Here is a 25,764-nt window from a genome sequence, read left to right on the forward strand (position 1 = left end):
CAGGTGGCAAAGGCCAAGCGCATGTACGGCTGCACGGAGTGCGGCGCGACCTTTCCCAAGTGGGCGGGCCAGTGTGGCGAGTGCGGTGCGTGGAACACCCTCACGGAAACCATGATTGAAAGCGGCGGTGCGGCGGCGCCTAGCGGTCGCGCAGGCTGGACCGGGCAACAAGCCCAGATCAAGACCCTGGCCGAGGTCAGTGTCGAAGAGATACCGCGTTTTTCCACGGCGTCCGGCGAACTTGACCGGGTGCTCGGTGGCGGTCTGGTGGACGGTTCGGTGGTGCTGATTGGCGGTGACCCGGGTATCGGTAAGTCGACCATCCTCCTGCAGACCCTGTGCAGTATTGCCAGCCGCATGCCGGCCCTGTACGTCACTGGCGAAGAATCCCAGCAACAGGTGGCCATGCGCGCCCGGCGCCTGGGCCTGCCCCAGGACCAACTGCGGGTCATGACCGAAACCTGTATCGAAAGCATCATCGCCACCGCCCGTGTGGAAAAGCCCAAGGTGATGGTGATCGACTCGATCCAGACGATCTTCACCGAGCAACTGCAATCGGCGCCGGGTGGGGTATCCCAGGTGCGGGAAAGTGCGGCGTTGCTGGTGCGCTACGCCAAGCAGAGCGGCACGGCGATTTTCCTGGTGGGCCATGTGACAAAAGAAGGCGCGTTGGCCGGTCCTCGGGTGCTGGAGCACATGGTTGATACAGTGTTGTATTTCGAAGGCGAGTCCGATGGGCGCCTACGCTTGTTGCGGGCGGTGAAAAACCGTTTCGGCGCGGTCAACGAGTTGGGTGTATTCGCCATGACGGATCGGGGGCTGAAAGAAGTCTCCAACCCGTCGGCGATCTTTCTGACCCGTGCCCAGGAAGAAGTACCGGGCAGCGTGGTGATGGCAACGTGGGAAGGTACCCGGCCGATGCTGGTGGAAGTCCAGGCCCTGGTGGACGACAGCCACCTGGCCAACCCGCGCCGCGTGACCCTGGGCCTGGATCAGAACCGCCTGGCGATGTTACTGGCGGTGCTGCATCGCCACGGTGGGATCCCGACCCATGACCAGGACGTGTTCCTCAACGTGGTGGGCGGGGTCAAGGTGCTGGAAACCGCGTCGGACCTGGCATTGATGGCGGCGGTGATGTCCAGCCTGCGTAACCGGCCGCTGCCCCATGACCTGTTGGTGTTTGGTGAGGTCGGCCTGTCGGGCGAGGTGCGCCCGGTGCCCAGCGGCCAGGAGCGCCTCAAGGAAGCGGCCAAGCATGGCTTCAAGCGCGCCATCGTGCCCAAGGGCAATGCGCCGAAGGAGTCGCCGCCGGGGCTGCAGATTATTGCGGTCACGCGCCTGGAACAGGCACTGGATGCCTTGTTCGAATAACCAACAACACCACAAAACCAATGTGGGAGGGAGCAGGCCCCTTCCATATTTTGTCCTGTGTTGTCAGTCAGATGTTCAGCAACTCCCCCAGCTCTCGATGCAGTTCATCCTCATCGCCAAGATTCAGCTCGATCAGCCTGCGCAAATGGGTGATCGAATCCAGGTCGATATGCTCGCAGACAAACCCCAACTGACCCTTGTCGTCATGGGTTAACCGCACTTGCATCTGCACATCGGTCTCGGCGTCCAGATGGATGTCCACATCAAACGGCTCGTCACCCTTGCCCAACCACGGCGCGGGTTTTTGCACCAACAACCCCTTGAGCGATAAATCCACCAGTTGCACCGGCCATTGCTGGCCGTTCTGCTTGAGTTCAGTCCTGGCATCGAAGGCAATCCGCCGAAAACGGCGGCGATCTGACGGCTGGTCGCTCATGGTGAAACCCTCTGTAGATACAGGGATTGTAGCCTTGCGCCATTATCGGGCGTTTATTTCGCTTTTTTTTCACCCCGGCAAGGCTCTAGACCAACGTAGGGGGCTGGTCTTTAGGGCCCAGCGCGCTAAACTCCGGATGGCTGTCTTTCTGTCCAACCTGGCTGGAATATAAAAATGAAAAATAATAATAGCCTGCTACGCCACCTACCCTGGCTGTTGCTGGCAATCGTAGGAGCGTGCGCCCTGGGCGTAGTGGCCTTGCGTCGCGGCGAGGCGATCAACGCCTTGTGGATTGTAGTCGCGGCAGTCGCCATTTATCTGGTGGCTTATCGTTACTACAGCCTGTTCATCGCAAATAATGTGATGCAACTCGATCCACGGCGGGCCACCCCCGCAGTGCTCAACAACGACGGTCTGGACTATGTGCCGACCAACAAACATATTCTGTTCGGTCACCACTTCGCGGCCATCGCTGGCGCGGGGCCGTTGGTCGGCCCGGTATTGGCGGCGCAGATGGGCTACCTGCCAGGTACCCTGTGGCTGATTGCTGGCGTGGTGCTGGCGGGTGCAGTGCAAGACTTCATGGTCCTGTTCCTGTCCACCCGTCGCAACGGCCGCTCCCTGGGGGACATGGTCCGCGAAGAAATGGGCCGCATTCCCGGGACCATCGCGCTGTTTGGCTGCTTCCTGATCATGATCATCATCCTTGCGGTGCTGTCGCTGATCGTGGTCAAGGCCCTGGCCGAAAGCCCGTGGGGCATCTTCACGGTGATGGCGACCATCCCGATCGCGATGTTCATGGGCGTGTACATGCGCTACATCCGCCCGGGCCGCATCGGCGAAATCTCGATCATCGGCGTGTTGCTGCTGCTGGGTTCGATCTGGCTGGGCGGGCAGATTGCCGCTGATCCGGTATGGGCCAAGGCCTTCACCTTCACCGGGATCCAGATCACCTGGATGTTGGTCGGCTACGGGTTCGTGGCCGCGGTATTGCCGGTGTGGCTGATCCTGGCTCCGCGTGACTACCTGTCTACCTTCCTGAAAATCGGCACCATCATCGCCCTGGCGATTGGCATCCTGGTCACCATGCCTGACCTGAAAATGCCGGCGCTGACCCAGTTTATCGATGGCACTGGCCCGGTGTGGAAGGGCGGCCTGTTCCCGTTCCTGTTCATCACCATCGCCTGTGGCGCGGTATCGGGTTTCCACGCGCTGATTTCCTCGGGCACCACGCCCAAGCTGCTGGATAACGAAACCAACGCCCGTTACATCGGCTACGGCGGCATGTTGATGGAGTCCTTCGTGGCCATCATGGCCATGGTTGCCGCCTCGGTGATCGAGCCGGGTGTGTACTTCGCCATGAACAGCCCGGCTGCCGTGGTTGGCAGTGACGTGGTGACCGTGGCGCAGACCGTCAGCAGTTGGGGCTTTGCGATTACTCCGGAAGCGCTCCAGGCGGTGGCCAACGATATCGGTGAAACCACCATCCTGGCCCGTGCCGGTGGTGCACCGACCCTGGCGGTCGGTATCGCACAGATCCTGCACAGTGTGCTGCCGGGTGAAAACACCATGGCATTCTGGTACCACTTTGCGATCCTGTTCGAAGCACTGTTCATCCTGACCGCAGTCGACGCCGGTACCCGTGCCGGTCGCTTCATGCTCCAGGATCTGCTCGGCTCCTTCGTCCCGGCGCTCAAGCGTACCGAGTCCTGGACCGCCAACCTGATCGCGACCGCAGGCTGCGTGGCAATGTGGGGTTACCTGTTGTATCAGGGCGTGATCGATCCGCTGGGTGGCATCAACACCTTGTGGCCGCTGTTCGGCATCTCCAACCAGATGCTGGCCGGTATCGCACTGATGCTCGCCACCGTTGTACTGATCAAAATGAAGCGCCAGCGCTACATCTGGGTCACCCTGCTGCCGGCTGTGTGGCTGCTGATCTGCACCACCACCGCAGGCTTCATCAAGCTGTTCGACGCTAACCCTGCGATCGGCTTCCTGTCGCTGGCCAAGAAGTACAGCGATGCCTTGGCCAACGGGCAGATCCTCGCTCCGGCGAAGAACATCGACCAGATGCAGCACGTGATCTGGAACGCCTACACCAACGCGACGCTGACGGTACTGTTCCTGTTCGTGGTCTTCAGCATCCTGTTCTATGCGATCAAGGTCGGCGTAGCCGCCTGGGGCAGCAAGGAACGCACGGATAAAGAAGCACCATTCCAAGCCATGCCGGACGCGTAATAGAGGGTTGCAAACATGTTCAATGACATTGGTCGCCTCGGTAAATACCTCGGTCAGGCCGCGCGCCTGATGGTCGGAATGCCCGACTACGACACCTACGTCGAGCATATGCAAACCAAGCACCCGGACAAGCCGGTGATGGACTACAAGGCGTTCTTCCGGGAGCGCCAGGAAGCCCGTTACGGCGGCAAGGGCGGGCCCAAGTGCTGTTAAGTTGGTAAAACCGCTTTACCTGTAGGAGCGAGCTTGCTCGCGAAAAACCCAAGGACACCACGTGCATCCAGATAGCACGCGTTATCGTTGACGTTCTTCGCGAGCAAGCTCGCTCCTACAGTTGTTTTTGCGCTCCCATTTTTCAGGAGAATATTTTTGATCTCTCCCATCCCCGTCACCGTCCTCAGCGGCTTCCTCGGCGCTGGCAAGACCACCTTGTTGCGCCACCTGCTCAAGGCCGAACACGGCTTGAAAATCGCCGTGATCGAAAACGAATTCAGCGACGCCGGCATCGACACCCAGCTCCTGGGCGATGAGCCGGTGCAAGTCATGACCCTGTCCAACGGCTGCGTGTGCTGCACCATCCACACCGACCTGACCAAAGCCCTGTACCTGCTGCTCGAACGCCTGGACAGCGGCGAGATCGCCTTCGACCGCCTGGTGATCGAATGCACCGGCCTGGCCGACCCGGCGCCGGTGGCCCAGACCTTTTTCATCGATGAAGAACTGCGCGAGCGCTACATCCTCGACGGCATCATCACCCTGGTGGACGCGGCCCACGCAGAACACCACCTGACGCAGACCATCGCCCAGGCGCAGATCGGCTTTGCCGATCGTCTGCTGGTGAGCAAGCGCGACCTGGTCGACGACGCCAGCTTCGATGCCCTCAGCCAGCGCCTGACCCGCATCAACCGACGCGCGCCGATTCGTGTGGTGGAGCACGGCAAGATCGATCTCGCCGAGTTGCTGGACGTGCGCGGCTTCAACCTCAACGCCGGCATGACCCTGCGCCCGGTCAGCCAGGCGCCGTCTATCGATCGTATCTCCAGCCTGGTGTTACGTACTGACCAGCCGCTGGATATCGACCGTCTCAGCGACTTCATGAACGAGCTGTTGGAAGAGCACGGCAAGCAACTGCTGCGCTACAAGGGCGTGCTGAACATCGCCGGAGAAGACCGGCGCATGGTGTTCCAGGGCGTGCTCAAGCTCTACGGTTTCGATTGGGATACCGAATGGGCCGAAGGCGAGGCGCGGGAGAGTGTGATTGTGTTTATTGCCGATGAGTTGCCCGAAGACAAAATCCGTGCAGGCTTTGCCCGGGTTTACCAGGCGTAAAAAAGCCCGCCTGTAGGAGCGAGCTTGCTCGCGAAGAACTCATAGGCACCGCGTGCATTCAGGATGCGCGCGTTATCGTTGACGTTTTTCGCGAGCAAGCTCGCTGCTACACAGCGGGCTTTTCATTCAAGCAACTGCAATCAAGCGCCGTATACCGGCAGCTTCTTGCAGATGGCCTTGACCTTCTCACGGACCGCATCGATCACGGCTTCGTTGGAAAGGTCTGCCAGGATGTCGCAGATCCAGCCAGCCAGTTCCTTGCACTCTGCTTCCTTGAAGCCACGAGTGGTCACGGCCGGGGTGCCGAAGCGCAGGCCCGAGGTGACGAACGGCGAACGTGGGTCGTTCGGTACCGAGTTCTTGTTCACGGTGATGAAGGCTTTGCCCAGGGCAGCGTCAGCATCTTTACCGGAGATGTCCTGCTTGATCAGCGACAGCAGGAACAGGTGGTTTTCAGTACCGCCGGAAACCACGTCAAAACCGCGCTCGATGAACACAGTGGCCATGGCCTGGGCGTTTTTCACCACTTGTTGCTGGTAAGTCTTGAACTCAGGCTGCAACGCTTCCTTGAAGCAGATCGCTTTGGCGGCGATCACGTGCTCCAGCGGGCCACCCTGGGCGCCCGGGAATACCGCGGAGTTCAGCTTCTTCTCGATCTCGGCGTTGGCGCGCGCCAGGATCAGGCCTCCACGTGGACCGCGCAGGGTCTTGTGGGTCGTGGTGGTCACGACGTCAGCGTAAGGTACCGGGTTCGGGTAGACGCCAGCGGCGACCAGACCGGCCACGTGGGCCATGTCGACGAACAGGTAGGCGCCAACCTTGTCGGCAATTTCACGGAAGCGTGGGAAGTCGAGGATCTGCGAGTAGGCAGAGAAACCGGCCACGATCATTTTTGGCTTGTGCTCGACCGCCAGGCGCTCGACTTCGTCGTAGTCGATCAGGCCGTTGCCGTCGATGCCGTACTGCACAGCGTTGTACAGCTTGCCGGAGGACGAAACGCTGGCGCCGTGGGTCAGGTGACCGCCGTGGGCCAGGCTCATGCCCAGGATGGTGTCGCCGCCTTGCAGCAGGGCCAGGTAAACGGCCGCGTTGGCTTGGGAGCCGGCGTGAGGCTGGACGTTGGCGTAATCGGCGCCGAACAGTTCCTTGGCGCGGTCGATGGCCAGTTGCTCAACCACGTCGACGAATTCGCAACCGCCGTAGTAGCGCTTGCCTGGGTAACCTTCGGCGTACTTGTTGGTCAGAACCGAACCTTGAGCCTCCATCACCGCAGGGCTGGTGTAGTTTTCCGAAGCGATCAGCTCAATGTGCTCTTCCTGGCGCACGGCTTCTTGCTCCATGGCGGCAAAGAGATCGGCGTCGTACTTGGCAATAGTCAAATCACGGCTGAACATGGCGGTCCTCAAGGATCGGGGGCAGAAAAGAGGGGCATTCTAACCCAATGGGTTTTAGATGGCATATGAAAGGACATCATGTCGCGGACAAGTGGCGTTCATCCAGAGATGGATGGCGTATTTGAGGGCCTCTTCGCGGGCTTGCTCGCGATGAGGCCATCAGCCTCACCGTAAAACTTCAGTCAAACATGAACAGTGCATCATTACAGAACTGCGCCTCAAACCGATTGGCCGGCATCGGTCGCCCAAACAGGTAACCTTGCACCTCGTCGCACCCGTGCTCACGCAGGAAGTCCAGTTGCTCATGGGTTTCCACGCCTTCGGCGATCACCGCCAGGTTCAGGCTGTGGGCCATGGCGATGATTGCGCGGGCGATCTGTGCGTCCTGCTCGCCGGATGGCAAACCATCCACGAAGGTGCGGTCGATCTTCAGCACGTCGATGGGGAATTGCTTGAGGTAGTTGAGCGATGAGTAACCGGTGCCGAAGTCGTCCACCGCGATGCTCAGGCCGAGGTTTTTCAGGCTGGCGAGGATCTGCAGGGCTTCGTTGACTTCGCGCATCAGGATACTTTCGGTCAGCTCCAGTTCCAGGCACGCCGGCGGCAGGCCGGTTTCCTTGAGGATGGTGGCGATCCGCGTACCCAACTGCCCGTCGGAGAACTGCCGCGCCGAAATGTTTACCGAGACCTTGGGCACCCGCACCTTGTTCTGGTGCCAGGTCTTGAGTTGCCGGCAGGCCTCGTCGATTACCCAGTCACCCACATCTACCACCAGGCCCAATTCTTCCAGTACTGGGATGAAGTCCCCTGGCGGCACCAGGCCACGACGGGGGTGGCGCCAGCGCAGCAGGGCTTCGGCGCCGGTCAAACGTTTGCCATCGCCGCTGAACTGCGGCTGGTAATACAGTACGAATTCGTTCTGCTCCAGGGCGTGGCGCAGGTCGCTTTCCAACTCCAGGCGTTCCAGGGCGCTGGCGTTCATGTCGGCCTGGTAGAACTGGAAGTTGTTCTTGCCGCGTTCCTTGGCGTGGTACATCGCGGTGTCGGCGTTTTTCATCAGTTGGCTCAGTTCGTTGCCGTCCTGCGGGCTCAGGGCGATACCGATACTGGCGGTGACAAAAAACTCGCGACCTTCAAGCACGAACGGCTTCACCAGGCTGGCGAGGATCTGCTCGGCCACATGAATGGCCCGGTTCAGCGCCATTTCGCGGCTGACCCGCGGTTGCAGGAGCAAGGTGAACTCGTCCCCGCCCATGCGCGCCACGGTGTCGTCTTCGGCCACGCAACCGAGCAGGCGGGTGGCCATTTCCTTGAGCATGCGATCGCCGGCGGCGTGGCCCAGGGAGTCGTTGATCGGTTTGAAACGGTCGAGGTCGAGGAACATCAGCACCACCCACGACTTCTGCCGTTCGGCCGACTGCAAGGCGGTGTGCAGGCGGTCCTGGAACAAAGTGCGGTTGGGCAGGTGGGTCAGGGCATCGTAGTAGGCCAGGCGGTGGATGCGCTGCTCGCTGGCCTTGCGCTCGCTAATGTCGCTGAAGAAGCACACGTAGCTGGCGAGGTCGCCTTCATCATCGAGCACGGCGGTAATGCCGACCCACGCCGGGTAATGCTCACCGCTGCGGCGCTTGAGCCACACTTCGCCTTCCCAGGTGCTGTGCTGGTGCAGTTGCTTAAGCACGTAGCGCAGGTGCGCTTCCTGCTGTTCGTCGACGGTCAGCATGTTCGGCAACTGGTCGAGGACGTCGGCCACCGCATAACCGCTGACCCGGCTGAAGGCTTCGTTGGCCTGCACAATATAGCCGGCAGGGTCAGTGATCAGGATCGCCGAGGTGGAGTGTTCGAATACCGTGGCCGCCATGCGCAAGTCTTTCTCGGCGCGGCGTTGCTGGCTGATATCGCGACCTACGCCAAGGATGCCTTCGAACGCGCCGTGCTCGTCCCACACCAGCACCAGGCGCAGTTCGATCGGTACTTTGCGCCCGTCGGCCCGCAGGCAATCGAACAGAAACAATTGGGTCTGCACGTCATCGCGCAGCAGGGCCAGGGCTTGGGGCTGGTCGAGGGAGCGGCTGACCCGCTCAACCAGGGTGTAGATGCCAGTCAGTTGCTGGGGGTTGGCGATCGTCGATTGCCAGCCGTTCTTGAAGATCCAGTCGACGTCATAGCCCAATACCGCATGCACCGACGGGCTGACGTAGTTTAGGGCCAGCTTGCTGTCGGTGGAGAAGATCACGTCACTGATGCTTTCGGCCAGCATGCGGTAGCGTTGCTCGCTGTCGCGCAGGGATTCACTGGCTTCGATCTGATCGGTAATGTCCTTGGCCACGCCGATAATCCGCGTAACCTGATCGGACTTGTCCCGGGCCAGGGCCTGTTCGCGGATCTCGAAGCGCCGCCACTGGTTGTTGCGGTGCCGAAAGCGCAACTGGCACTGCAACTGCGTCAGGTAACCGGCTTCGCGCTGTTGCTGGCGCAGGTCGTGATAGTACTCGGCGTCTTCGGGGTGCAGCAGGATTTCCCAGAAGTATTCGCCCATTTGCTGCAGTTCGTGCTTGTTGTAGCCCAGGGTGTGGCCCAGGTGGTGGTTGCTGAAAATCATCCGCTGGCTGATCACATCCTGCACATACAGATGATCAGGCACGGTGCGCACCACGTCCGACCAGAAACTTTCGCGCTCCACCAGGGACAGTTCGATCAGCTTGCGGCTGGTGATATCACTGATGCTGAGGATCACTGCTTTATAGTCGTGCTGTTCTTCCGGCAGGCGCATCACCAGCCACAGGTACTGGTCGTTGCCTTCGATGTCGCTGAGTTGAATCTCCAGCTCCAACTGTTTTTGCTGGGTCAGCACCGCTTCAAGTACTTGATAGCCAATGGCGCTGGTGTTCAGTGCACAACCGTCGATCAAGCGCTCCCACGCCTGTTCGCAGGACGCCACATTCAACAGGCGTACCGCCACCTGGTTGACCTCGGTGATACGCAATTCCTTGAGCAGTTGCTGACGTTGCTCGGGGCTGTTGTGCAGCCAGTCCTGCAATTGTTCGCGACTGTGCAATTGGGCCTTGTCGAAGAAGCTTCGCAGGCCCGACAGGTCGAGCACACACAAGGCCACGCCGGTGCCGTCGAAAATATCCTGGTAGCGGCGCCGGCCTTCGTTGACCTGGCGCTGGCGGCGGCGCATGTTCAGCAGGACCAGCACCGGGATCAGTGAAAAGGCCAGGCCCAGCAGACACTTGCCGATAAACGCCGGCAGCAGTTGTTCCAGCACGGCGGCGCGATCAAACAGGCCGCGCAGTTGCCAGTCGCTTTTGCTCAGGGGCGTGACCAGTACGGTTTTCTTCAGTTCTTCCGGGGTCAGCCCGGCCGACCACTGGCTGGGCATGCCGCTGTCGCGACTGACGACCCGGTGGTTCAACTGGTTTTCTATGGCCCACATCGGGCGCGCTCCCTGACCGTCCTGACGGGTCAGGTTGGCCAGGTAATTGGGTGCCAGGCGCAATGCCCAATACATCTTGGCGCCGCCGCTGGGCTGGTGCAGCAGCAGGTAGATGATGGAACCGTCGCTGCTATTGCTCAGGTAATAGGACTGGGCATGGCTGCGCTTGACCAGTTCTTCGAGCCAGGCACTGTCCTGGCTGTTGTCGGCCGTGTCGGTGATCACCGCGCCGCTGGGGGCGAGCAGGGCAACACTGCGCAGTTCCGGCAACGAACGTTGCAAGGCGCGCATCAGGGCTTGGTGCTGTTCATCGTTGCGCGGCGGCTCGACGATGGGTAGCAGGTTGAGGGCGATTTGCGCACTCAAGGCCATGTTCAGGCTGATCTGTTCGGCCAAGTCCGCGCTGTAGTCGATGGTGTATTGCTGCTGGTTTTTCTGGTTTTGCTGCAATTGATCCAGCAGTTGCCAGAACAATAATGCAAGCAGCAGCAGGACCAGCGTCGCCAATGCGCCCTTGAGGGTTCCGTGCAGGGGAGCGCCTGGCGCAATATGAGCTGCGCGCAAGGGGCTTGGCTTTGTTACGTTGGACAAGCTGTGATCCTGCGGTTTGGCTGGACTGGCGCGCGACGTGCACTATAAGCCGGACGCCCGGAGGGCGGCTAGCATGCCTTGAGTTGTGGCAAAGTGCCAGCCCCGCTTAGCGGGACTATCAGGCCGGGCCAGTGCTGATCAAGGCATCTGCCAGTCTGAATAGAATCGCCAGCGCAAAGCAACTAATAACCAAGGCTGTACGGTTGATGTTCTGTGGAGTCAGCCATACATGCCGGCTGCGTTTGATGCGCGCGCCGAACAGCACCCAGGCGCAGCCAACGGGGATCACCACTGCCGTGAATTGCATGACGAACTGCCCGTACAAGGTTATATCGGCAAAGGTCTGCACCGGCACGATGAACGAAACCACCAGCAAACCCTTCGGGTTGATCAGCGTCAGTAAAAAGAAATGCCACCTCGACACCCGCGCCCCGGGCAGTGGGGACGGATCGGCGGCAGGCTCGCGCCACAGGCCGTATGAGGTCTTGACCAGGTAACAGATCGAGATGAACTGCATCACCTTCAGGCACCACGGCGCATTGGCGCCAATATGGCTGAGCAGGTAGCCCCAAAATGAAATCTGCAGCAGGTAAGCCAGGCACTCCAACAGGCTCAGGGGCCAGGCCAGCCTGAAGCCCGAGAGCACGCCAGAGCGCAATAACAGGGTATTGGTCGGCCCCGGCATCAATAGCAAAAACCCCAGCGCAGACATGACGCTAAGCATGGAAGCTGTCTCCCGGGACCGTCAGGGGGTAAGGCGTGGTCCAGCATGCATGTGCCATGTGTCTTCTTCATGTAGGACGGTGTTGCTGGGTATTGTGTTCCATCTGGCCCTCAGTAGGAAAAAGCGCGGCTCAAAAGCGCCTGTCAATCTGCCCGCCGCTGCTGACTTAGGTTAACCTTGATCATTCGATGTGCTACGTACAGCGCCATGACGCTACGCAGGCCCTGTTCTCATCTTTTTACGAGGTCCACATTTTGGCTCAATACGTTTTTACCATGCATCGGTTGGGCAAAGTTGTTCCACCGAAGCGGGAAATCCTCAAGAACATTTCGCTGTCCTTCTTCCCTGGCGCCAAGATCGGCGTGCTCGGTCTCAACGGTTCGGGTAAATCCACGCTGCTGAAAATCATGGCCGGCGTCGACACCGAGTTCGAAGGCGAAGCCCGCCCGATGCCCGAGCTGAACATCGGCTACCTGCCGCAAGAGCCGATCCTGGACCCGTCCAAGACCGTGCGTGAAGTGGTCGAGGAAGCTGTCAGCGTGATCAAGAACGCCCAGGCCCGCCTGGACGAGGTCTACGCCGCCTACGCCGATGAAGATGCCGACTTCGACAAGCTCGCCGCTGAACAGGCCAAGCTCGAAGCCATCCTGCAGGCCAGCGACGGCCACAACCTGGAGCGCCAGCTGGAAGTCGCCGCCGATGCGCTGCGCCTGCCGGCCTGGGACGCCAAGGTCGAACACCTGTCCGGTGGTGAGAAGCGCCGTGTGGCCTTGTGCCGCCTGCTGCTGTCGGCCCCCGACATGCTGCTGCTCGACGAACCGACCAACCACTTGGACGCCGACTCCGTGGCCTGGCTGGAACACTTCCTCCATGATTTCCCGGGCACCGTGGTTGCGATCACGCACGACCGGTACTTCCTGGACAACGTCGCCGGCTGGATCCTGGAACTCGACCGTGGCGCCGGTATCCCTTACGAGGGCAACTACTCCGGTTGGCTGGAAGCCAAGTCCGACCGTCTGGCGGCCGAATCCAAGCAGCAGTCGGCCCATGAAAAGGCCATGAAAGACGAGCTGGAATGGGTACGAAAAGGCGCCAAGGCCCGTCAGTCGAAATCCAAGGCCCGTCTGCAACGCTTCGAGGAAATGCAGTCCCAGGAATTCCAGAAGCGCAGCGAGACCAACGAAATCTACATCCCGGCCGGTCCACGCCTGGGTGACAAGGTCATCGAGTTCAAGAACGTCTGCAAGGGTTATGGCGATCGCGTGCTGATCGACAACCTGTCGTTCTCCATGCCTAAAGGCGCCATCGTCGGCGTGATCGGCGGCAACGGCGCGGGTAAATCCACCCTGTTCCGCATGCTGATGGGCAAGGAACAACCGGATTCGGGCACCATCGAAGTCGGCGAAACCGTGCAACTGGCCTGTGTCGACCAGAGCCGCGAAGACCTCGATGGCAGCAAGACTGTGTTCCAGCAGATTTCCGACGGTTCCGACCAGATCCGCATCGGCAACTATGAAATCCCGTCGCGCACCTACGTCGGCCGCTTCAACTTCAAGGGCGGCGACCAGCAGAAGTTCGTCAAGGACCTGTCTGGTGGTGAGCGTGGTCGCTTGCACCTGGCCTTGACCCTGAAAGAGGGCGGCAACGTCCTGCTGCTCGACGAACCGTCCAACGACCTCGACGTTGAAACCCTGCGTTCCCTGGAAGAAGCCCTGCTGGACTTCCCGGGCGCCGCGATTGTGATCTCTCACGATCGCTGGTTCCTTGACCGTGTGGCGACACACATCCTCGCGTACGAAGACGACTCCCAGGCGGTGTTCTTCGAAGGCAACTACACCGAGTACGAAGCGGATCGCAAGAAACGTCTGGGCGAAGCTGCTGCCCAGCCGCACCGTGTGCGGCACAAGAAACTGGCCTGAATCGGGTCGGTGGTTTGAAAAGCGGAGCCTTCGGGCTCCGTTTTTTTTGCCTGTGTTTCGGGAGTACCGCGTTGAGTTCTTTCGCGAGCAAGCGGTTTAACTGTTGGTGCATGCTTTAAGCTGAAATACCCTTTTTGGGGCGTCAAGTCGCAGTTATTTATATCTATTGCACCATTTAAATTCACAAAAGCGACATTTTGCCCTGTCGCGGTGCAGCATGAGTTGATAAAGTCCTGGGCAAATCGCCATTAACGACAATAAATCTGCCGAGACTTTTCATGATCGAATCCGTCGAATCCTTCCTTGCCCGCCTGAAAAAACGCGACCCGGACCAGCCGGAATTTCACCAGGCCGTAGAAGAAGTCCTACGCAGCCTGTGGCCGTTTCTAGAAGCCAATCCCCACTACCTGACCTCGGGCATCCTGGAGCGCATCTGCGAGCCGGAACGCGCCATTACCTTCCGAGTGTCGTGGGTAGATGACCAGGGCAAGGTCCAGGTCAATCGCGGTTTCCGTATCCAGATGAACAGCGCCATTGGTCCCTATAAAGGCGGCCTGCGCTTCCATCCGTCGGTCAACCTGGGGGTGCTGAAATTCCTCGCCTTCGAGCAGACCTTCAAGAACTCCCTGACCTCGCTGCCCATGGGCGGCGGCAAGGGCGGCTCGGACTTTGATCCCAAGGGCAAGAGCGACGCTGAAGTCATGCGTTTCTGCCAGTCGTTCATGAGCGAGTTGTACCGCCATATCGGCGCGGACGTAGACGTTCCTGCTGGCGACATTGGTGTTGGGGCCCGGGAAATCGGTTTCCTGTTCGGTCAGTACAAGCGCCTGAGCAATCAATTCACCTCGGTGTTTACCGGCAAGGGCATGAGCTACGGCGGCAGCCTGATCCGCCCTGAAGCCACCGGTTTTGGTTGTGTGTACTTCGCTGAAGAAATGCTCAAGCGCCAGGGCCAGCGCGTCGAAGGCAAGCGCGTGGCGGTTTCCGGCTCTGGCAACGTTGCGCAATACGCCGCGCGCAAGGTCATGGACCTGGGCGGCAAGGTGATTTCCCTGTCCGACTCCGAAGGCACCCTGTATTGCGAAAGCGGTTTGACCGAGGAGCAATGGTCGGCGTTGCTGGAGCTGAAAAACGTGCAGCGCGGGCGTATCAGCGAGTTGGCCGCGCGTTTCGGCCTGGAATTTTGCGCCGGCAAAACCCCATGGGAACTGGCCTGCGATATTGCCCTGCCATGTGCGACCCAGAACGAACTGGACGCTCAAGCCGCACGTACCTTGCTGCGCAACGGCTGCATCTGCGTGGCCGAAGGCGCCAACATGCCGACCACTCTTGAGGCTGTGGATATCTTTATCGACGCCGGCATCCTGTTCGCTCCGGGCAAGGCATCCAATGCCGGCGGCGTGGCGGTAAGTGGCCTGGAAATGTCCCAAAACGCCATGCGCCTGTTGTGGACCGCCGGTGAAGTGGACAGCAAGCTGCACAACATCATGCAGTCGATCCACCATGCCTGCGTGCACTACGGCGAGGAAAATGGCCGGGTCAACTACGTGAAAGGCGCGAACATCGCAGGCTTCGTGAAAGTGGCTGATGCGATGCTGGCGCAGGGCATCGTCTAAGCCATAACGCTGATCAACTGTAGGGGCCGGCTTGCCGGTGATGATGGCAGACGCTGGTGCGTTGATCTTCCGGCCGCCATCGCTGGCAAGCCAGCTCCTACAGAGGTTTTATTGGCTGCGATAGGCCCGTGCGGCGTCGCGGTCCTTCTCTTGCTGCCAGGCGCGCTCGCGCTCGTCCCAGTGGCGGTCCCTGTAGTCATTACGCTCCTCGCTCTCGCGCATGGCCTTGCACTGGCGAAAACCGTCCTCCCAGCCTTCGGCGTACGCATGGTCTTTTAAATAGCGTGGGACGTCCTTGCGAAACTCTCCGGTGATCACCCCGGCTGCCTGGCGCCCGCTGTTGCAGCCATCGTCAAAACCGTCGGCGAAGGGCGGTGGATACCCCCTGGCCAGCAATTGATCGTGGGTTGATTGGCACCCTGACAGCGCCATCACCACGCCCAGCATTACCGCGAACCGCCACATCTCATACTCCAACGCCATTGAACGGCTGATAGAGCAAGTCTAGGAGGCGATTCGTTGAGGAGATGTGAAAGGGGGGTGAGAAATCTGTTGGGAGGCTATGTCACTGGGTTGGCCGCCAGGGCAACATGCTCAGGGATAAACGCAAACCCAATGTGGGAGCGGGCTTTGGAGGCGGGTCAGTAGTGATACCACTTCACTTCCAGCATTACCTCGTTCACCGGCGTCGCCAAGTGGCTGAACTCTCGCTGCGCGCTCAGGCGTACGCCGAGGTTGCGCGATACTTCCCACTGTTGATTGAGGCTGATACTGCGCCGTACTTCGCCATTGGTGAAGAAATCGCCCTTGGCTTCCAGGCTCAGGTTACCCAGTGGGTTTCTCCACAGCAGGCCGGTGTTGAAACCGGCCGCGGGGGAGATGAATTCGCTGAAGTCATTGTTATGTTCCACGCGTACGGTACCGAGGGCGAAGCCAAGCATGTCGTCGCGTAGTTGCCAGGTGCCGCCGGCGCCGCCGTTGACGTGGCTGACCAGGGTTTCGTCGTTGTGTTTGCCCGGTACCCGTTCCAGGCCGCCGGTGACTTGCCAGGACAACGGTTGCAGCAAGTCATTGCGTGGTGTCAGTGAACGGATGGTCGCCAGGTCCAGTTGTTGCAGCTGCCAGTTATTGCCCTCGTACTGGCGCAGTTTCATCTGCAGGATTTCGATCTGTGCCCCCAGGGGGAACCCTTCGGCGTTGTCGTTGAGGTCGTGGTAAGCCATGCGCAGGCCGTATTCGCCGAAGGCCTTGTCGCCCCGGGTGCCGATGCCGGCCTGCCAGGTGCGTGATTCGTGGCCGTTCTCGGGCAGGCCCGGGCGTTCGATCTGCAGGTCAGGCGCGGGGTTCTGGTTGATTGCCCGCAGCAATTCGAAACTGCGCTGGGAGCGTTCGGCGTCGCGCTCCAGGCCATTGGCGCGGTAGCGGCCAAGGCGGTAGGCCGCGTCGATGATCAGGGCCTGGCGATCTTTGCCGATGGCTTTGAATGCCGGGTCTTGCAGTTGTTTCTGGTCATCGCTGATCTTCAATACCCATTGCTGCTCGTCGCTGTCCAGCGGCTTGGCGCGCTCCAGCAACTCGCGTTCGCGGGACGGGCGATAATCGATTTTCTCCACCAGGCCTGCGTCTTTCACCGCTTTTACGGTGTCGGTGGGAATGGCGGTGAGCGGGAACTGTTCGGTCAGGCGCAGGCCCGGGCGGGCCACTTGCAGCAGTTCCAGCAGGCGGTACGAGCAGTTTTCATCGAAGAAGAAATAGTCGAACTGGATCTGCTTGAGCTCCCACACGTGCTCGACCATGCGCTCGGTCTCGACCTGGGTCAGGTTCAGGCGGTATTCCCACAGGTCGCGGTTTTCCAGGCTACGGTATTCGGAGAGTTTTTCCTGGTAGGGCACCAGGGCGAACAGGCCAGGATAACCGCCCATCAGGCCTTTCCAGGCGTAGAGGAGGCTGTTGTCCGAGCCTTCGATATAGGCGCCGAAGTTGATCGCGTAGCTGAGCAGCGCGGTCTTGTTGCTCTGTACATCAGCCTGGTCGATACGCAGCAAGGTGTGGCCGAACATCGAGGACGGGCTGTTGAGGTAGGCTGCCGGGAAGATCATCACCGCACTGTGGGGCGCGACGTCCTTGAACCATTGCTTGAACTCGACACAGTCCACGGCCGGCAGGTCAGTCAGTTGCAACTGGTCCTTGAGCCAGCGGGTACGGGCCGGGTACACGCATTGGGTGTGTTTTTCACCGAGGCTGGCCGGGGCGTACAGCGCCTCTACGGTGGCCTTGAGTTCGGCGTCAGGGTGGTGCGCGCCGTCTTTGGCGAGAAAGAATTTCTGGTCGCTGACATAGCTGCGCCAGCCGCTGATCTTGCCGGCTTCGTAGTGCCCCAGCGAGAGCCAGAACGGATCATTGGCCAGTTGCTGCAAACGTTGATCATCAAGGTGCGGCGCCGCAGATAGCGGGGCGCAGGCGAAGAGTGCCAGGTAGGCAAGGCGTTTGAGCATAGGGGCAACTTAAGTCGGAATAAATAAAGACCCAAAGCGGGCAGGTCCAAAAAATAAAACCCGCGCCGGGTAGGGCGCGGGCAGGTCGAGCTTAAGCCTGGGTGGCGTATTTCGCCAGGCGGGCATCGCCCTTGAGGATGGCGAGGGTGTTGGTGTGCACGTCTTCGGCGGTCACGTCAGCCTTGCTGAAGATCTGCTGGAAGTGTTCGTGGGTCACTGCTGCGAAGTGATCACGATCCTCTGGAGCAACGCCCAGGACCACGGCATAGGTGGTCAGCGCTTCGCCATTGCCTTTGGCCATGTCTTCGGACAGCTCGTTCATCATGCCATTCATGGCAATCCACGATTTGCCGCCGTAAGTCAGCGCGCTGTTGGTGCTGCAACCGTTGGTGCCCGAGGTCATGCCGAAGGTGGCGTTACCGGAGGTGCCGTTGGTGGTGGAAGCCAGGAAGTGAGCGGGAGTACCGCGCTGGCCTTCGAACAGCATGTTGCCCCAACCGCAGTTCGGGCCACCTGGTGCTTCAGCCATTGCATTGAGGGAGACGACGGTGAAGAGAGTACCGAGAAGGATCCGTTTCATAGCTTTGTTCTCTTTGTGTGCAAACCAATGGACAAGGGTTCAGGCGCCTCATGGCGCCCTAGGGGCCAGTTATTAGTCCAACCCGCGCAGTTTGGAGTTTAGGCATGTTCCAAGGGTTCCGTGGGTTTTTGTAAAACAATCAATGCAGACTGGTTTTTTTACGGGCGGCATCCCGTGTCTATGCTTTACCTCAGTCGTGCCTTGCCAGCCGGCTACGCACGGCGCCAGAATGCCGCCATTGCCCCGCCTGATGTAAGGAAGCCCGATGCCTGATCCTGTTGCTGCCAGCTTGCGTCTAGCGCCCGAAGCGCTGACTCGTCCTTTCTCCGCTGAACAGTTCAGCTTCTCGACCACCAATGATCTGGAGCCCTTTCGCGGTGTGCTTGGCCAGGAACGCGCGGTTGAAGCATTGCAGTTCGGTGTGGCGATGCCACGCCCCGGTTACAACGTGTTTGTCATGGGCGAGCCCGGTACCGGTCGCTTTTCGTTCGTCAAACGCTACCTCAAGGCTGAAGGCAAGCGCCTGCAGACCCCGGCAGACTGGGTTTACGTCAATAACTTCGACGAACCCCGCGAGCCCCGCGCCCTGGAATTGCCTGCGGGCGGTGCGGCCCCGTTCATCGCCGATATCAGTGGTTTGGTCGACAATTTGGTCGCCACGTTCCCGGCGGTATTCGAGCACCCGACGTATCAACAGCGCAAAAGTGCCATCGATCGTGCCTTCAACCAGCGCTACGACCGTGCCCTGGACGTGATCGAGCGCCTGGCCTTGGAAAAGGACGTGGCGCTGTACCGTGACAGCAGCAACATCGCCTTTACCCCGATGCTCGATGGCAAGGCCCTGGATGAGGCCGAGTTTTCGCAGCTGCCGGAAGTCGACCGCGAGCGTTTCCACACCGATATTTCCGAGCTCGAAGAGCGCCTCAACGAAGAACTCGCCAGCTTGCCGCAGTGGAAGCGCGAGTCCAACAACCAGATGCGCCAGTTCAACGAAGAGACCATCACCCTGGCCTTGCAGCCGTTGCTGGCACCGTTGTCCGAGAAGTACGCCGAGAACGCCGGTGTCTGCGGTTACCTGCAGGCGATGCAGGTCTATCTGCTCAAGACCGTGGTCGAGTTGCTGGTGGACGACGCGAAAACCGACGCCCAGGCGCGTAAGCTGCTCGAAGAGCAGTACTGCCCGAGCCTGGTGGTGGGCCATCCGCTCAATGGTGGCGCGCCGGTGGTGTTCGAACCACACCCGACTTACGACAACCTGTTCGGCCGGATCGAATACAGCACCGACCAGGGCGCGCTCTACACCACCTATCGGCAACTGCGCCCCGGTGCGTTGCATCGCGCCAACGGCGGTTTCCTGATCCTGGAAGCCGAGAAAATGCTCAGCGAGCCGTTTGTCTGGGACGCCCTCAAGCGGGCCCTGCAATCGCGCAAGCTGAAGATGGAATCGCCACTGGGCGAACTGGGCCGCCTGGCCACCGTGACCCTCAATCCGCAAGTGATCCCGTTGCAGGTCAAGGTCATCATCATCGGCGCCCGTTCGTTGTACTACACCCTGCAAGACCTGGATCCGGACTTCCAGGAGATGTTCCGGGTGCTGGTGGATTTCGATGAAGACATCCCGATGGTCGATGAAAGCCTGGAGCAGTTCGCCCAGTTGCTGAAAACCCGGACCTCGGAAGAAGGCATGGCGCCGCTGACATCGGATGCGGTGGCGCGGCTGGCAACCTACAGCGCACGGCTGGCGGAGCATCAGGGGCGTTTGTCGGCGCGTATCGGGGATCTGTTCCAACTGGTCAGCGAGGCGGACTTCATTCGTCATCTGGCGGGCGACGAGCGCACCGACGCAGGGCATATCGAGCGTGCGTTGAAGGCCAAGGCCACGCGTACCGGGCGAGTATCGGCGCGGATTCTTGACGACATGCTCGCCGGGGTCATCCTGATCGACACCGCCGGCGCAGCCGTGGGCAAGTGCAACGGGCTGACGGTGCTGGAGGTCGGTGATTCGGCGTTTGGTGTACCTGCGCGGATTTCCGCCACGGTGTACCCGGGTGGCAGCGGCATCGTCGATATCGAGCGTGAGGTCAACCTAGGGCAGCCGATCCACTCCAAGGGCGTGATGATCCTCACCGGTTACCTGGGTAGCCGTTATGCCCAGGAATTCCCCCTGGCGATCTCCGCGAGCATCGCCCTGGAGCAGTCCTACGGTTATGTCGACGGCGACAGCGCCTCGTTGGGCGAGGCTTGCACGTTGATTTCGGCGCTGTCGAAGACGCCGCTCAAGCAGTGCTTTGCCATCACCGGCTCGATCAACCAGTTTGGCGAAGTGCAGGCAGTGGGCGGGGTCAACGAGAAGATCGAAGGCTTCTTCCGTCTGTGCGAAGCTCGTGGCTTGACCGGCGAGCAGGGCGCGATCATTCCCCAGGCCAACGTCGCGACGTTGATGCTCGATGAGAAGGTCTTGCAGGCGGTGCGGGCAGGGCAGTTCCATGTGTATGCCGTGCGCCAGGCCGACGAGGCGCTGAGCCTGCTGGTGGGCGAGCCGGCCGGTGAGCCGGATGCCGAAGGGCAATTCCCCGAGGGCAGCGTCAACGCCCGTGTGGTTGAGCGTCTGCGAGCCATTGCCGAGATGATCAGCGAAGAAGACCTCAAGGAAGCGGAAAAGGAACTGGCGCAGCAGGCGTTGGCTGAGGCCAAGCCCACCTGATGCGTTCACTCATGTAGGCGCGAGCTTGCTCGCGAAGATCGACAACGATAACGCGTGTCTTCTGGATTAACGCGTTGTGCTTGAGACCTTCGCGAGCAAGCTCGCTCCTACAGAAAGCGTGTCATGATTTTGACTGGATTTTTCGGGGCCAACCGCCGTTGGTCCCTACAACCTTGGTTTGTACCGGTTTTCTTCTATTCTCAGCTCAAGGGACATCTACAGGAGTCATGGGATAGAGACAGCCTTGTATCTGGAGGCTGAACACCGGATCTACCGAGGGTCGCCGCCATGCCGCGCAGCCTTTGCCTCACCCGCCAGTGCCTGGGCCTGGTCACCCGAATTGAATGTTCCATTCGCCCTCTAGCGGGGGATACCGGGATGTGGACTTTGTTGTTTGCCGCTGGAATGACGGGCGAACAGCCCTCGACCATCAAGTCCCAAGGGCCCTTCCATGGGCCGTTCGTCGCGGAAAATATTCTTGAGTCCATCGTGCAAAGCCTGACCCTGCACGGCTACGAGCTGGCCGATGACCCGCAGATCTGGTGCATTCACCTGCAAGCCCACCTGCGACAGCTTAATGGTGGGCGGCCCCAGGCCCTGCACCTGTAGACCTGGCGGGCTATTTGGTCTCGGGCTTGTCCAGCTTGACTTCAAAGCCGTACTGCACCGTGTTCAACGCCGTACGCTGGTAGGTTTCAAACTCGGTCGGCTGGCCATAAAAGTAATGCACATCAAACAGTGCGGTGCCGTATTCCTGGGCGCGATGGCTGACGCCGAGGATTTCCTTCAAGTAGTTGCCACTGGCGTCCTTGGCAAAGAACCGCCAGCTATCGGATGGGAAAAGCGCCTGGTCGACAATCAGCGCGTTGTCCTGGACCGACAGGCCCTTGGGCAATTGTGCAGTGCTGACGGTGCTTTTTTCGATGCTGGCCAGGAACAGCGGGATTGATCCCACGGCAAACCCTGGGTTTTCCGGGAATAAATTCAGGTCGTAGGTGATCGTGCCGCGCCATGGGTCGACTTCAAAGGCCTCGGTGGGCAACTCGATGGGCTCGCCGCGCTTGCCTTCATCGTTTGCCGTAAAGAACGTCAGTGGTGCATCGCTGCTGGTGCGGGTCGAGCCGATCAGGTCGTCATTGAACGTGAAAGGATGGTCAAAGGCGATGTGGGCGGCGCTGGCGTCCTCCACTGACTGGCTGATGCTGATGCTGCTTTTCAACTGGTCTTCGGAGAGGCTGGCGCTTTGGAGCCAGTCTGCGGCCTGGTCGTCATACACCGTGACCGGCATGGGTAGGGCCTGCACGGTTTTTTCCAGGCTGTTTTTGTCGAAGCGCCGTATCGGCAGCTCAAGGTCCTTGCGGGTGACGGTCGCTTCGGAAAAGTCCAGCACGTTGACCTGCAGGTTATCGATCTGCCCATTGAAGTAGACCTTGGCGTAGTGGCTGGCCTGCTTTTGTTCAAAGGCTTTCTGCTCGTCTCCCAACTGCCTCTCAAAGTCGTCGGACCAGGTTTTCTGCTTGCGCATCTGAGAAAGTTGCTGCTCGTAGAACGCCACCTGGGCGGCGCTTTCGTTGATTGAGCCGGAGCGGGAAAGAAACTGCCCCGTAGTGTCCCGGGCCTGGACCAGCAGTGGGTTGGGCGATTCATCCGCCACTTGCGGCGCCAGGGGCGCGGTGTTGGTCAGTTCGATCTCGGCGTAGTTGTTTTCCAGGGCCAGGAGGGTCAGGGTGATGTTTTCCTCGCTGCGTTTCTGGCCCACGTCTTTGCGAGTCAGGTCGAAGGTCAGGACTTTACGCGGTGCGATGACCTCGACCTGGCCCTTGAGCGTGACGGGTTGGGGTTGGCTCTTGTTGTCCGTCTCGATGCCTTCGATGAACGGATAGGTGACGGTCAGGTCGTCCGGGTTGGTCAGGTTGGAACTGCTGGGGCTCAACTGGATACCGGGGTCGGTTTCCGACCATTCCGGCTGGAACGGGATGATCTTGTTGTTGCTCAAGGTTACCGATTGCCATTCCAGGCCGTGGGGGAAAGGGAATTGGTCCGGCATATTGAAACTGAACGGGAACACCGGTTGCAGGTCGGTCAGGTAGTCCGAGTGCGAGTTCTTGCGCAGGACGAATAGCCCGTTGATGTAGGTATCCACCAGTGCTTGTGGCGTCGGGTAGTGCGCAAGCGCGGCCAGGGTGTTTTCACCGTACTCGGTCTCGACAGGCTTGGTGTCGAGCTTGATGCGCGCACGCTCCAGCAACAGCAACGAGCCGCCCAGTTCGGCTACGGCTTCCTTGAGGCGGGGATCCTGGATCGTGTCCAGGGATTGCTCGAACTGGACGGTTTTTTCTTCGAGACTGGCTTGCTTGTGCTCGTCGCTGGGGGAGCAGCCGCCGGCCGCCAGCAACGCCACACACAGGCCAAGACTGGCCAAGGGAGATCGCACATCCATTATTTGAGATTCCTGTCCGGCAGCATCGAGCCACGTTGATGAGGCCGACACTAGCAGAAAAATTGTCTTACAGAAGCGCTACAGGTCAGTTTTCCGGGTGGTTATGGCGCAATGTGCGTGGCTGATATACTCGCCGCCATTTCTAGCCAAGCTGTGTGAGATTCCATGGAACGCTTTATCGAAAATGCAATGTACGCCTCCCGCTGGCTACTGGCGCCGATCTATTTCGGCTTGTCCCTCGGGCTGCTGGCGTTGGCGCTGAAATTCTTCCAGGAAGTGATCCACCTGCTGCCCAACGTCTTTGCGATGGCCGAGTCGGAGCTGATCCTGGTGCTGCTGTCGTTGATCGACATGGCCCTGGTGGGGGGGCTGCTGGTGATGGTGATGATTTCCGGCTACGAGAACTTCGTCTCGCAACTGGATATTGATGACAACAAGGAAAAGCTCAACTGGCTGGGCACCATGGACTCTTCGTCGCTGAAGATGAAAGTGGCGGCGTCCATCGTGGCGATTTCCTCGATCCACCTGCTGCGCATCTTCATGGATGCCAAGAACGTCGATCCACAGCACCTGATGTGGTACGTGATCATTCACATGACCTTCGTGATCTCGGCGTTTGCCATGGGTTACCTGGATAAAGTCACCAAGCATTGATCCGTGCCTGGTGCCTTCGGGCCTGGGATTTTGGGCTCATCAAGCGTAGGGCGAGTGTGCTAGTCTGCTCGCCCTTTTAGTTTGGATGACACGCAGAAACTGCGCTTTTGCAGGCCTTTGCGGTTGTCCTACAGCGGAGCCTTTCCATGTCCGAAGTCAATCTGTCCACCGACGAAACCCGCGTCAGCTACGGCATTGGCCGCCAGCTGGGCGACCAACTGCGCGACAACCCGCCACCGGGCGTGAACCTGGACGCGATCCTGACCGGCCTGACCGACGCGTTCGGCGGCAAGCCAAGCCGTGTTGACCAGGAACAAATGGCTGCCAGCTTCAAAGTGATCCGCGACATCATGCAAGCCGAAGCAGCAGCCAAGGCTGAAGCAGCAGCTGGCGCTGGCCTGGCGTTCCTGGCTGAAAACGCCAAGCGTGATGGCATCACCACCCTGGCTTCCGGCCTGCAGTTTGAAGTGCTGACAGCCGGTGACGGCGCCAAGCCGACCCGTGAAGACCAGGTGCGTACCCACTACCATGGCACCCTGATCGACGGCACTGTGTTCGACAGCTCCTACGAGCGTGGCCAGCCGGCAGAATTCCCGGTCGGCGGCGTGATCGCTGGCTGGACCGAAGCCCTGCAACTGATGAATGCCGGCAGCAAATGGCGCCTGTACGTGCCGAGCGAACTGGCCTACGGCGCACAAGGCGTTGGCAGCATTCCGCCGCACAGCGTTCTGGTTTTTGACGTCGAGCTGCTCGACGTTCTGTAAGACCTTCTGCTGAATTACCTGTAGGAGCGAGCTTGCTCGCGAAGGGCGTCAACGATAACGCGTAGTTCCTGGATTAACGCGGTGCCTTTGATACCTTCGCGAGCAAGCTCGCTCCTACAGTGTTTTGCAGGGTGGCTCATGGGTGAAATTTGCCATGCAGCTCCGTCACCGGGCGCAATGCTCGGGCATAGCAGAACAGAAACAGGTTCCTCACTACCTCCTTCAGCACCCCAGGTTCATTGGAGCTCAGGCCGTTGACGTCCAGGTCGCCCTGGTCCTGTAGTTCACTCAGCGCTTCTTCTTCCAGCACGGCACACACTTCCCCGGTTTCCCGATGAAGGATCCGCAGGTAAGGGTGCGGACGGTCCAGCCAGGCATCAATCAAATAAGTCATGGGTCGCATCTCCTTGAAAAGGTTTCAATGAGAATAATTCTTATTCAAGGAATAGCAAGTCCCTATTGGTAATTTCCTGGTTTTTCTGTGTGGGCATTGTGCAGGGTCAAAAGGGCTGGCCTTTTGCTATTGGGGAGGGCGATGCGGGGAGGGTGAGGCACCATCCCGCGCGAGGCACGGGATGGAGGCAGGCAGGTCAGACCTTGCGGACGAACTCAGACTTGAGTTTCATCGGGCCGATACCGTCGATCTTGCAGTCGATATCGTGGTCGCCATCGCACAGGCGGATGTTCTTGACCTTGGTACCGACCTTGACCACCAGCGAGGTGCCCTTGACCTTGAGGTCCTTGATCACGGTGATGGTGTCGCCGTCTTGCAGGACGTTACCGACGGAGTCTTTCTTCACGGTTTCATCGCTGGCTGCCTCGGCTTCACCACCGACGGACCACTCATGGGCGCATTCCGGGCAGATCAGCTGGGCGCCGTCTTCGTAGGTGTATTCGGAATTGCATTTTGGGCAGGGTGGCAACGTGCTCACTAAGGCTCCTTGAAAGTCAGGATGGCTAAAAGTCGCACATTATATAGGGTTTTAGCGCAAAGGGATCAACGCTGTAGGAGCGAGCTTGCTCGCGAAGCACTCAAGAACACCGCGTAAAGCCAGAATCAGCGCGTT

The 25,764-nt window shown here is 59.8% G+C and carries 20 protein-coding genes; 10 read left to right on the forward strand and 10 right to left on the reverse strand.

The genetic code is table 11. The features are described from left to right. The first annotated feature begins 3 nt into the window (after positions 1-3). Positions 4-1,371 (forward strand): DNA repair protein RadA, encoded by a 1,368-nt coding sequence (gene radA / locus FJD34_RS03315; protein WP_032861851.1) that lies wholly within the window; start codon positions 4-6, stop codon positions 1,369-1,371. A gap of 67 nt (positions 1,372-1,438) precedes the next feature. Here radA and FJD34_RS03320 read toward each other — a convergent pair whose 3' ends face one another. Beyond that, the gene (locus tag FJD34_RS03320) at positions 1,439-1,807 is read right to left on the reverse strand and encodes a PilZ domain-containing protein (RefSeq protein ID WP_032861853.1); all 369 of its coding nucleotides are present in this window, start codon (positions 1,805-1,807) and stop codon (positions 1,439-1,441) included. Positions 1,808-1,981: 174 nt separating this feature from the next. Between FJD34_RS03320 and FJD34_RS03325 the strand changes: the two genes are divergently transcribed. The 3 genes from FJD34_RS03325 (at position 1,982) to yjiA (ending at position 5,377) form a co-directional block, all read left to right on the forward strand. Next, positions 1,982-4,048 carry a carbon starvation CstA family protein gene (locus FJD34_RS03325; RefSeq protein WP_065942823.1) on the forward strand — a complete coding sequence of 689 codons (2,067 nt, stop codon included), beginning with the start codon at positions 1,982-1,984 and terminating at the stop codon, positions 4,046-4,048. Between the two features lie 15 nt (positions 4,049-4,063). Then, positions 4,064-4,261, forward strand: a complete 198-nt coding sequence (locus FJD34_RS03330) for a YbdD/YjiX family protein (RefSeq protein WP_032861855.1) — start codon at positions 4,064-4,066, stop codon at positions 4,259-4,261. A 156-nt stretch (positions 4,262-4,417) separates the two neighbouring features. Beyond that, a complete protein-coding gene (yjiA, locus tag FJD34_RS03335) occupies positions 4,418-5,377 on the forward strand; it encodes a GTPase (RefSeq protein WP_090292099.1) in 960 nt (319 codons plus the stop codon). A gap of 140 nt (positions 5,378-5,517) precedes the next feature. Here the strand turns inward: yjiA and glyA are convergent, their stop codons facing one another. From glyA to FJD34_RS03350, 3 genes are all read right to left on the reverse strand, one after another. Further along, a complete protein-coding gene (gene glyA, locus FJD34_RS03340) occupies positions 5,518-6,771 on the reverse strand; it encodes a serine hydroxymethyltransferase (RefSeq protein ID WP_032861858.1) in 1,254 nt (417 codons plus the stop codon). Positions 6,772-6,949: 178 nt separating this feature from the next. Then, positions 6,950-10,801: a bifunctional diguanylate cyclase/phosphodiesterase gene (locus tag FJD34_RS03345; RefSeq protein ID WP_090292097.1), complete on the reverse strand. Its 3,852-nt coding sequence runs from the start codon at positions 10,799-10,801 to the stop codon at positions 6,950-6,952. A gap of 118 nt (positions 10,802-10,919) precedes the next feature. Next, entirely contained in the window at positions 10,920-11,525 is a 606-nt protein-coding gene (locus FJD34_RS03350) for a LysE family translocator (protein ID WP_090292096.1), read from the reverse strand. A 254-nt stretch (positions 11,526-11,779) separates the two neighbouring features. Between FJD34_RS03350 and ettA the strand changes: the two genes are divergently transcribed. Further along, on the forward strand, positions 11,780-13,444 hold the full coding sequence (gene ettA / locus FJD34_RS03355) for an energy-dependent translational throttle protein EttA (RefSeq protein WP_032861975.1): 1,665 nt from the start codon (positions 11,780-11,782) through the stop codon (positions 13,442-13,444). Between the two features lie 278 nt (positions 13,445-13,722). Further along, positions 13,723-15,060: an NADP-specific glutamate dehydrogenase gene (gdhA, locus tag FJD34_RS03360; RefSeq protein ID WP_032861862.1), complete on the forward strand. Its 1,338-nt coding sequence runs from the start codon at positions 13,723-13,725 to the stop codon at positions 15,058-15,060. Between the two features lie 108 nt (positions 15,061-15,168). On the opposite strand, the gene FJD34_RS03365 is transcribed toward gdhA, so the two are convergent. The 3 genes from FJD34_RS03365 to FJD34_RS03375 form a co-directional block, all read right to left on the reverse strand. Next, the gene (locus FJD34_RS03365; protein WP_090292094.1) at positions 15,169-15,525 is read right to left on the reverse strand and encodes a hypothetical protein; all 357 of its coding nucleotides are present in this window, start codon (positions 15,523-15,525) and stop codon (positions 15,169-15,171) included. A 176-nt stretch (positions 15,526-15,701) separates the two neighbouring features. Then, the gene (locus tag FJD34_RS03370) at positions 15,702-17,555 is read right to left on the reverse strand and encodes an Lnb N-terminal periplasmic domain-containing protein (RefSeq protein WP_032861864.1); all 1,854 of its coding nucleotides are present in this window, start codon (positions 17,553-17,555) and stop codon (positions 15,702-15,704) included. A gap of 91 nt (positions 17,556-17,646) precedes the next feature. Beyond that, entirely contained in the window at positions 17,647-18,135 is a 489-nt protein-coding gene (locus FJD34_RS03375; RefSeq protein WP_032861865.1) for a DUF3015 domain-containing protein, read from the reverse strand. A 265-nt stretch (positions 18,136-18,400) separates the two neighbouring features. On the opposite strand from FJD34_RS03375, the gene FJD34_RS03380 reads away from it, so the two are divergent. Both FJD34_RS03380 and FJD34_RS03385 read left to right on the forward strand, forming a co-directional pair. Then, positions 18,401-20,839, forward strand: coding sequence for a Lon protease family protein (locus FJD34_RS03380; protein ID WP_032861867.1), 2,439 nt, complete (start codon positions 18,401-18,403; stop codon positions 20,837-20,839). Positions 20,840-21,127: 288 nt separating this feature from the next. Next, positions 21,128-21,448: a PA4575 family protein gene (locus tag FJD34_RS03385; protein ID WP_032861868.1), complete on the forward strand. Its 321-nt coding sequence runs from the start codon at positions 21,128-21,130 to the stop codon at positions 21,446-21,448. Positions 21,449-21,458: 10 nt separating this feature from the next. Here the strand turns inward: FJD34_RS03385 and FJD34_RS03390 are convergent, their stop codons facing one another. Beyond that, positions 21,459-23,279 carry a hypothetical protein gene (locus FJD34_RS03390; protein WP_090292092.1) on the reverse strand — a complete coding sequence of 607 codons (1,821 nt, stop codon included), beginning with the start codon at positions 23,277-23,279 and terminating at the stop codon, positions 21,459-21,461. 165 nt (positions 23,280-23,444) lie between these two features. On the opposite strand from FJD34_RS03390, the gene FJD34_RS03395 reads away from it, so the two are divergent. Together FJD34_RS03395 and FJD34_RS03400 are read left to right on the forward strand one after the other, a co-directional pair. Then, the gene (locus tag FJD34_RS03395) at positions 23,445-23,933 is read left to right on the forward strand and encodes a TIGR00645 family protein (protein ID WP_029292073.1); all 489 of its coding nucleotides are present in this window, start codon (positions 23,445-23,447) and stop codon (positions 23,931-23,933) included. 146 nt (positions 23,934-24,079) lie between these two features. Further along, the gene (locus FJD34_RS03400) at positions 24,080-24,697 is read left to right on the forward strand and encodes an FKBP-type peptidyl-prolyl cis-trans isomerase (protein WP_032861870.1); all 618 of its coding nucleotides are present in this window, start codon (positions 24,080-24,082) and stop codon (positions 24,695-24,697) included. A gap of 136 nt (positions 24,698-24,833) precedes the next feature. Here FJD34_RS03400 and FJD34_RS03405 read toward each other — a convergent pair whose 3' ends face one another. Further along, positions 24,834-25,091: a PA4570 family protein gene (locus FJD34_RS03405; protein WP_090292090.1), complete on the reverse strand. Its 258-nt coding sequence runs from the start codon at positions 25,089-25,091 to the stop codon at positions 24,834-24,836. A 196-nt stretch (positions 25,092-25,287) separates the two neighbouring features. Further along, the gene (locus FJD34_RS03410; RefSeq protein ID WP_032861873.1) at positions 25,288-25,629 is read right to left on the reverse strand and encodes a zinc ribbon domain-containing protein YjdM; all 342 of its coding nucleotides are present in this window, start codon (positions 25,627-25,629) and stop codon (positions 25,288-25,290) included. Positions 25,630-25,764 lie beyond the last annotated feature (135 nt).

This window comes from Pseudomonas brenneri, assembly GCF_007858285.1.
GTDB classification, from domain to species: Bacteria; Pseudomonadota; Gammaproteobacteria; order Pseudomonadales; family Pseudomonadaceae; genus Aquipseudomonas; species Aquipseudomonas brenneri.

Bases quoted from the DNA above. Each gene is read 5' to 3' on its own strand.
- FJD34_RS03320 (WP_032861853.1), bottom strand. From the start codon at position 1,807: ATGAGCGACCAGCCGTCAGATCGCCGCCGTTTTCGGCGGATTGCCTTC.
- FJD34_RS03325 (WP_065942823.1), top strand. From the start codon at position 1,982: ATGAAAAATAATAATAGCCTGCTACGCCACCTACCCTGGCTGTTGCTG.
- FJD34_RS03330 (WP_032861855.1), top strand. From the start codon at position 4,064: ATGTTCAATGACATTGGTCGCCTCGGTAAATACCTCGGTCAGGCCGCG.
- glyA (WP_032861858.1), bottom strand. From the start codon at position 6,771: ATGTTCAGCCGTGATTTGACTATTGCCAAGTACGACGCCGATCTCTTT.
- FJD34_RS03350 (WP_090292096.1), bottom strand. From the start codon at position 11,525: ATGCTTAGCGTCATGTCTGCGCTGGGGTTTTTGCTATTGATGCCGGGG.
- gdhA (WP_032861862.1), top strand. From the start codon at position 13,723: ATGATCGAATCCGTCGAATCCTTCCTTGCCCGCCTGAAAAAACGCGAC.
- FJD34_RS03365 (WP_090292094.1), bottom strand. From the start codon at position 15,525: ATGTGGCGGTTCGCGGTAATGCTGGGCGTGGTGATGGCGCTGTCAGGG.
- FJD34_RS03370 (WP_032861864.1), bottom strand. From the start codon at position 17,555: ATGCTCAAACGCCTTGCCTACCTGGCACTCTTCGCCTGCGCCCCGCTA.
- FJD34_RS03375 (WP_032861865.1), bottom strand. From the start codon at position 18,135: ATGAAACGGATCCTTCTCGGTACTCTCTTCACCGTCGTCTCCCTCAAT.
- FJD34_RS03380 (WP_032861867.1), top strand. From the start codon at position 18,401: ATGCCTGATCCTGTTGCTGCCAGCTTGCGTCTAGCGCCCGAAGCGCTG.
- FJD34_RS03385 (WP_032861868.1), top strand. From the start codon at position 21,128: ATGCCGCGCAGCCTTTGCCTCACCCGCCAGTGCCTGGGCCTGGTCACC.
- FJD34_RS03390 (WP_090292092.1), bottom strand. From the start codon at position 23,279: ATGGATGTGCGATCTCCCTTGGCCAGTCTTGGCCTGTGTGTGGCGTTG.
- FJD34_RS03395 (WP_029292073.1), top strand. From the start codon at position 23,445: ATGGAACGCTTTATCGAAAATGCAATGTACGCCTCCCGCTGGCTACTG.
- FJD34_RS03400 (WP_032861870.1), top strand. From the start codon at position 24,080: ATGTCCGAAGTCAATCTGTCCACCGACGAAACCCGCGTCAGCTACGGC.
- FJD34_RS03405 (WP_090292090.1), bottom strand. From the start codon at position 25,091: ATGACTTATTTGATTGATGCCTGGCTGGACCGTCCGCACCCTTACCTG.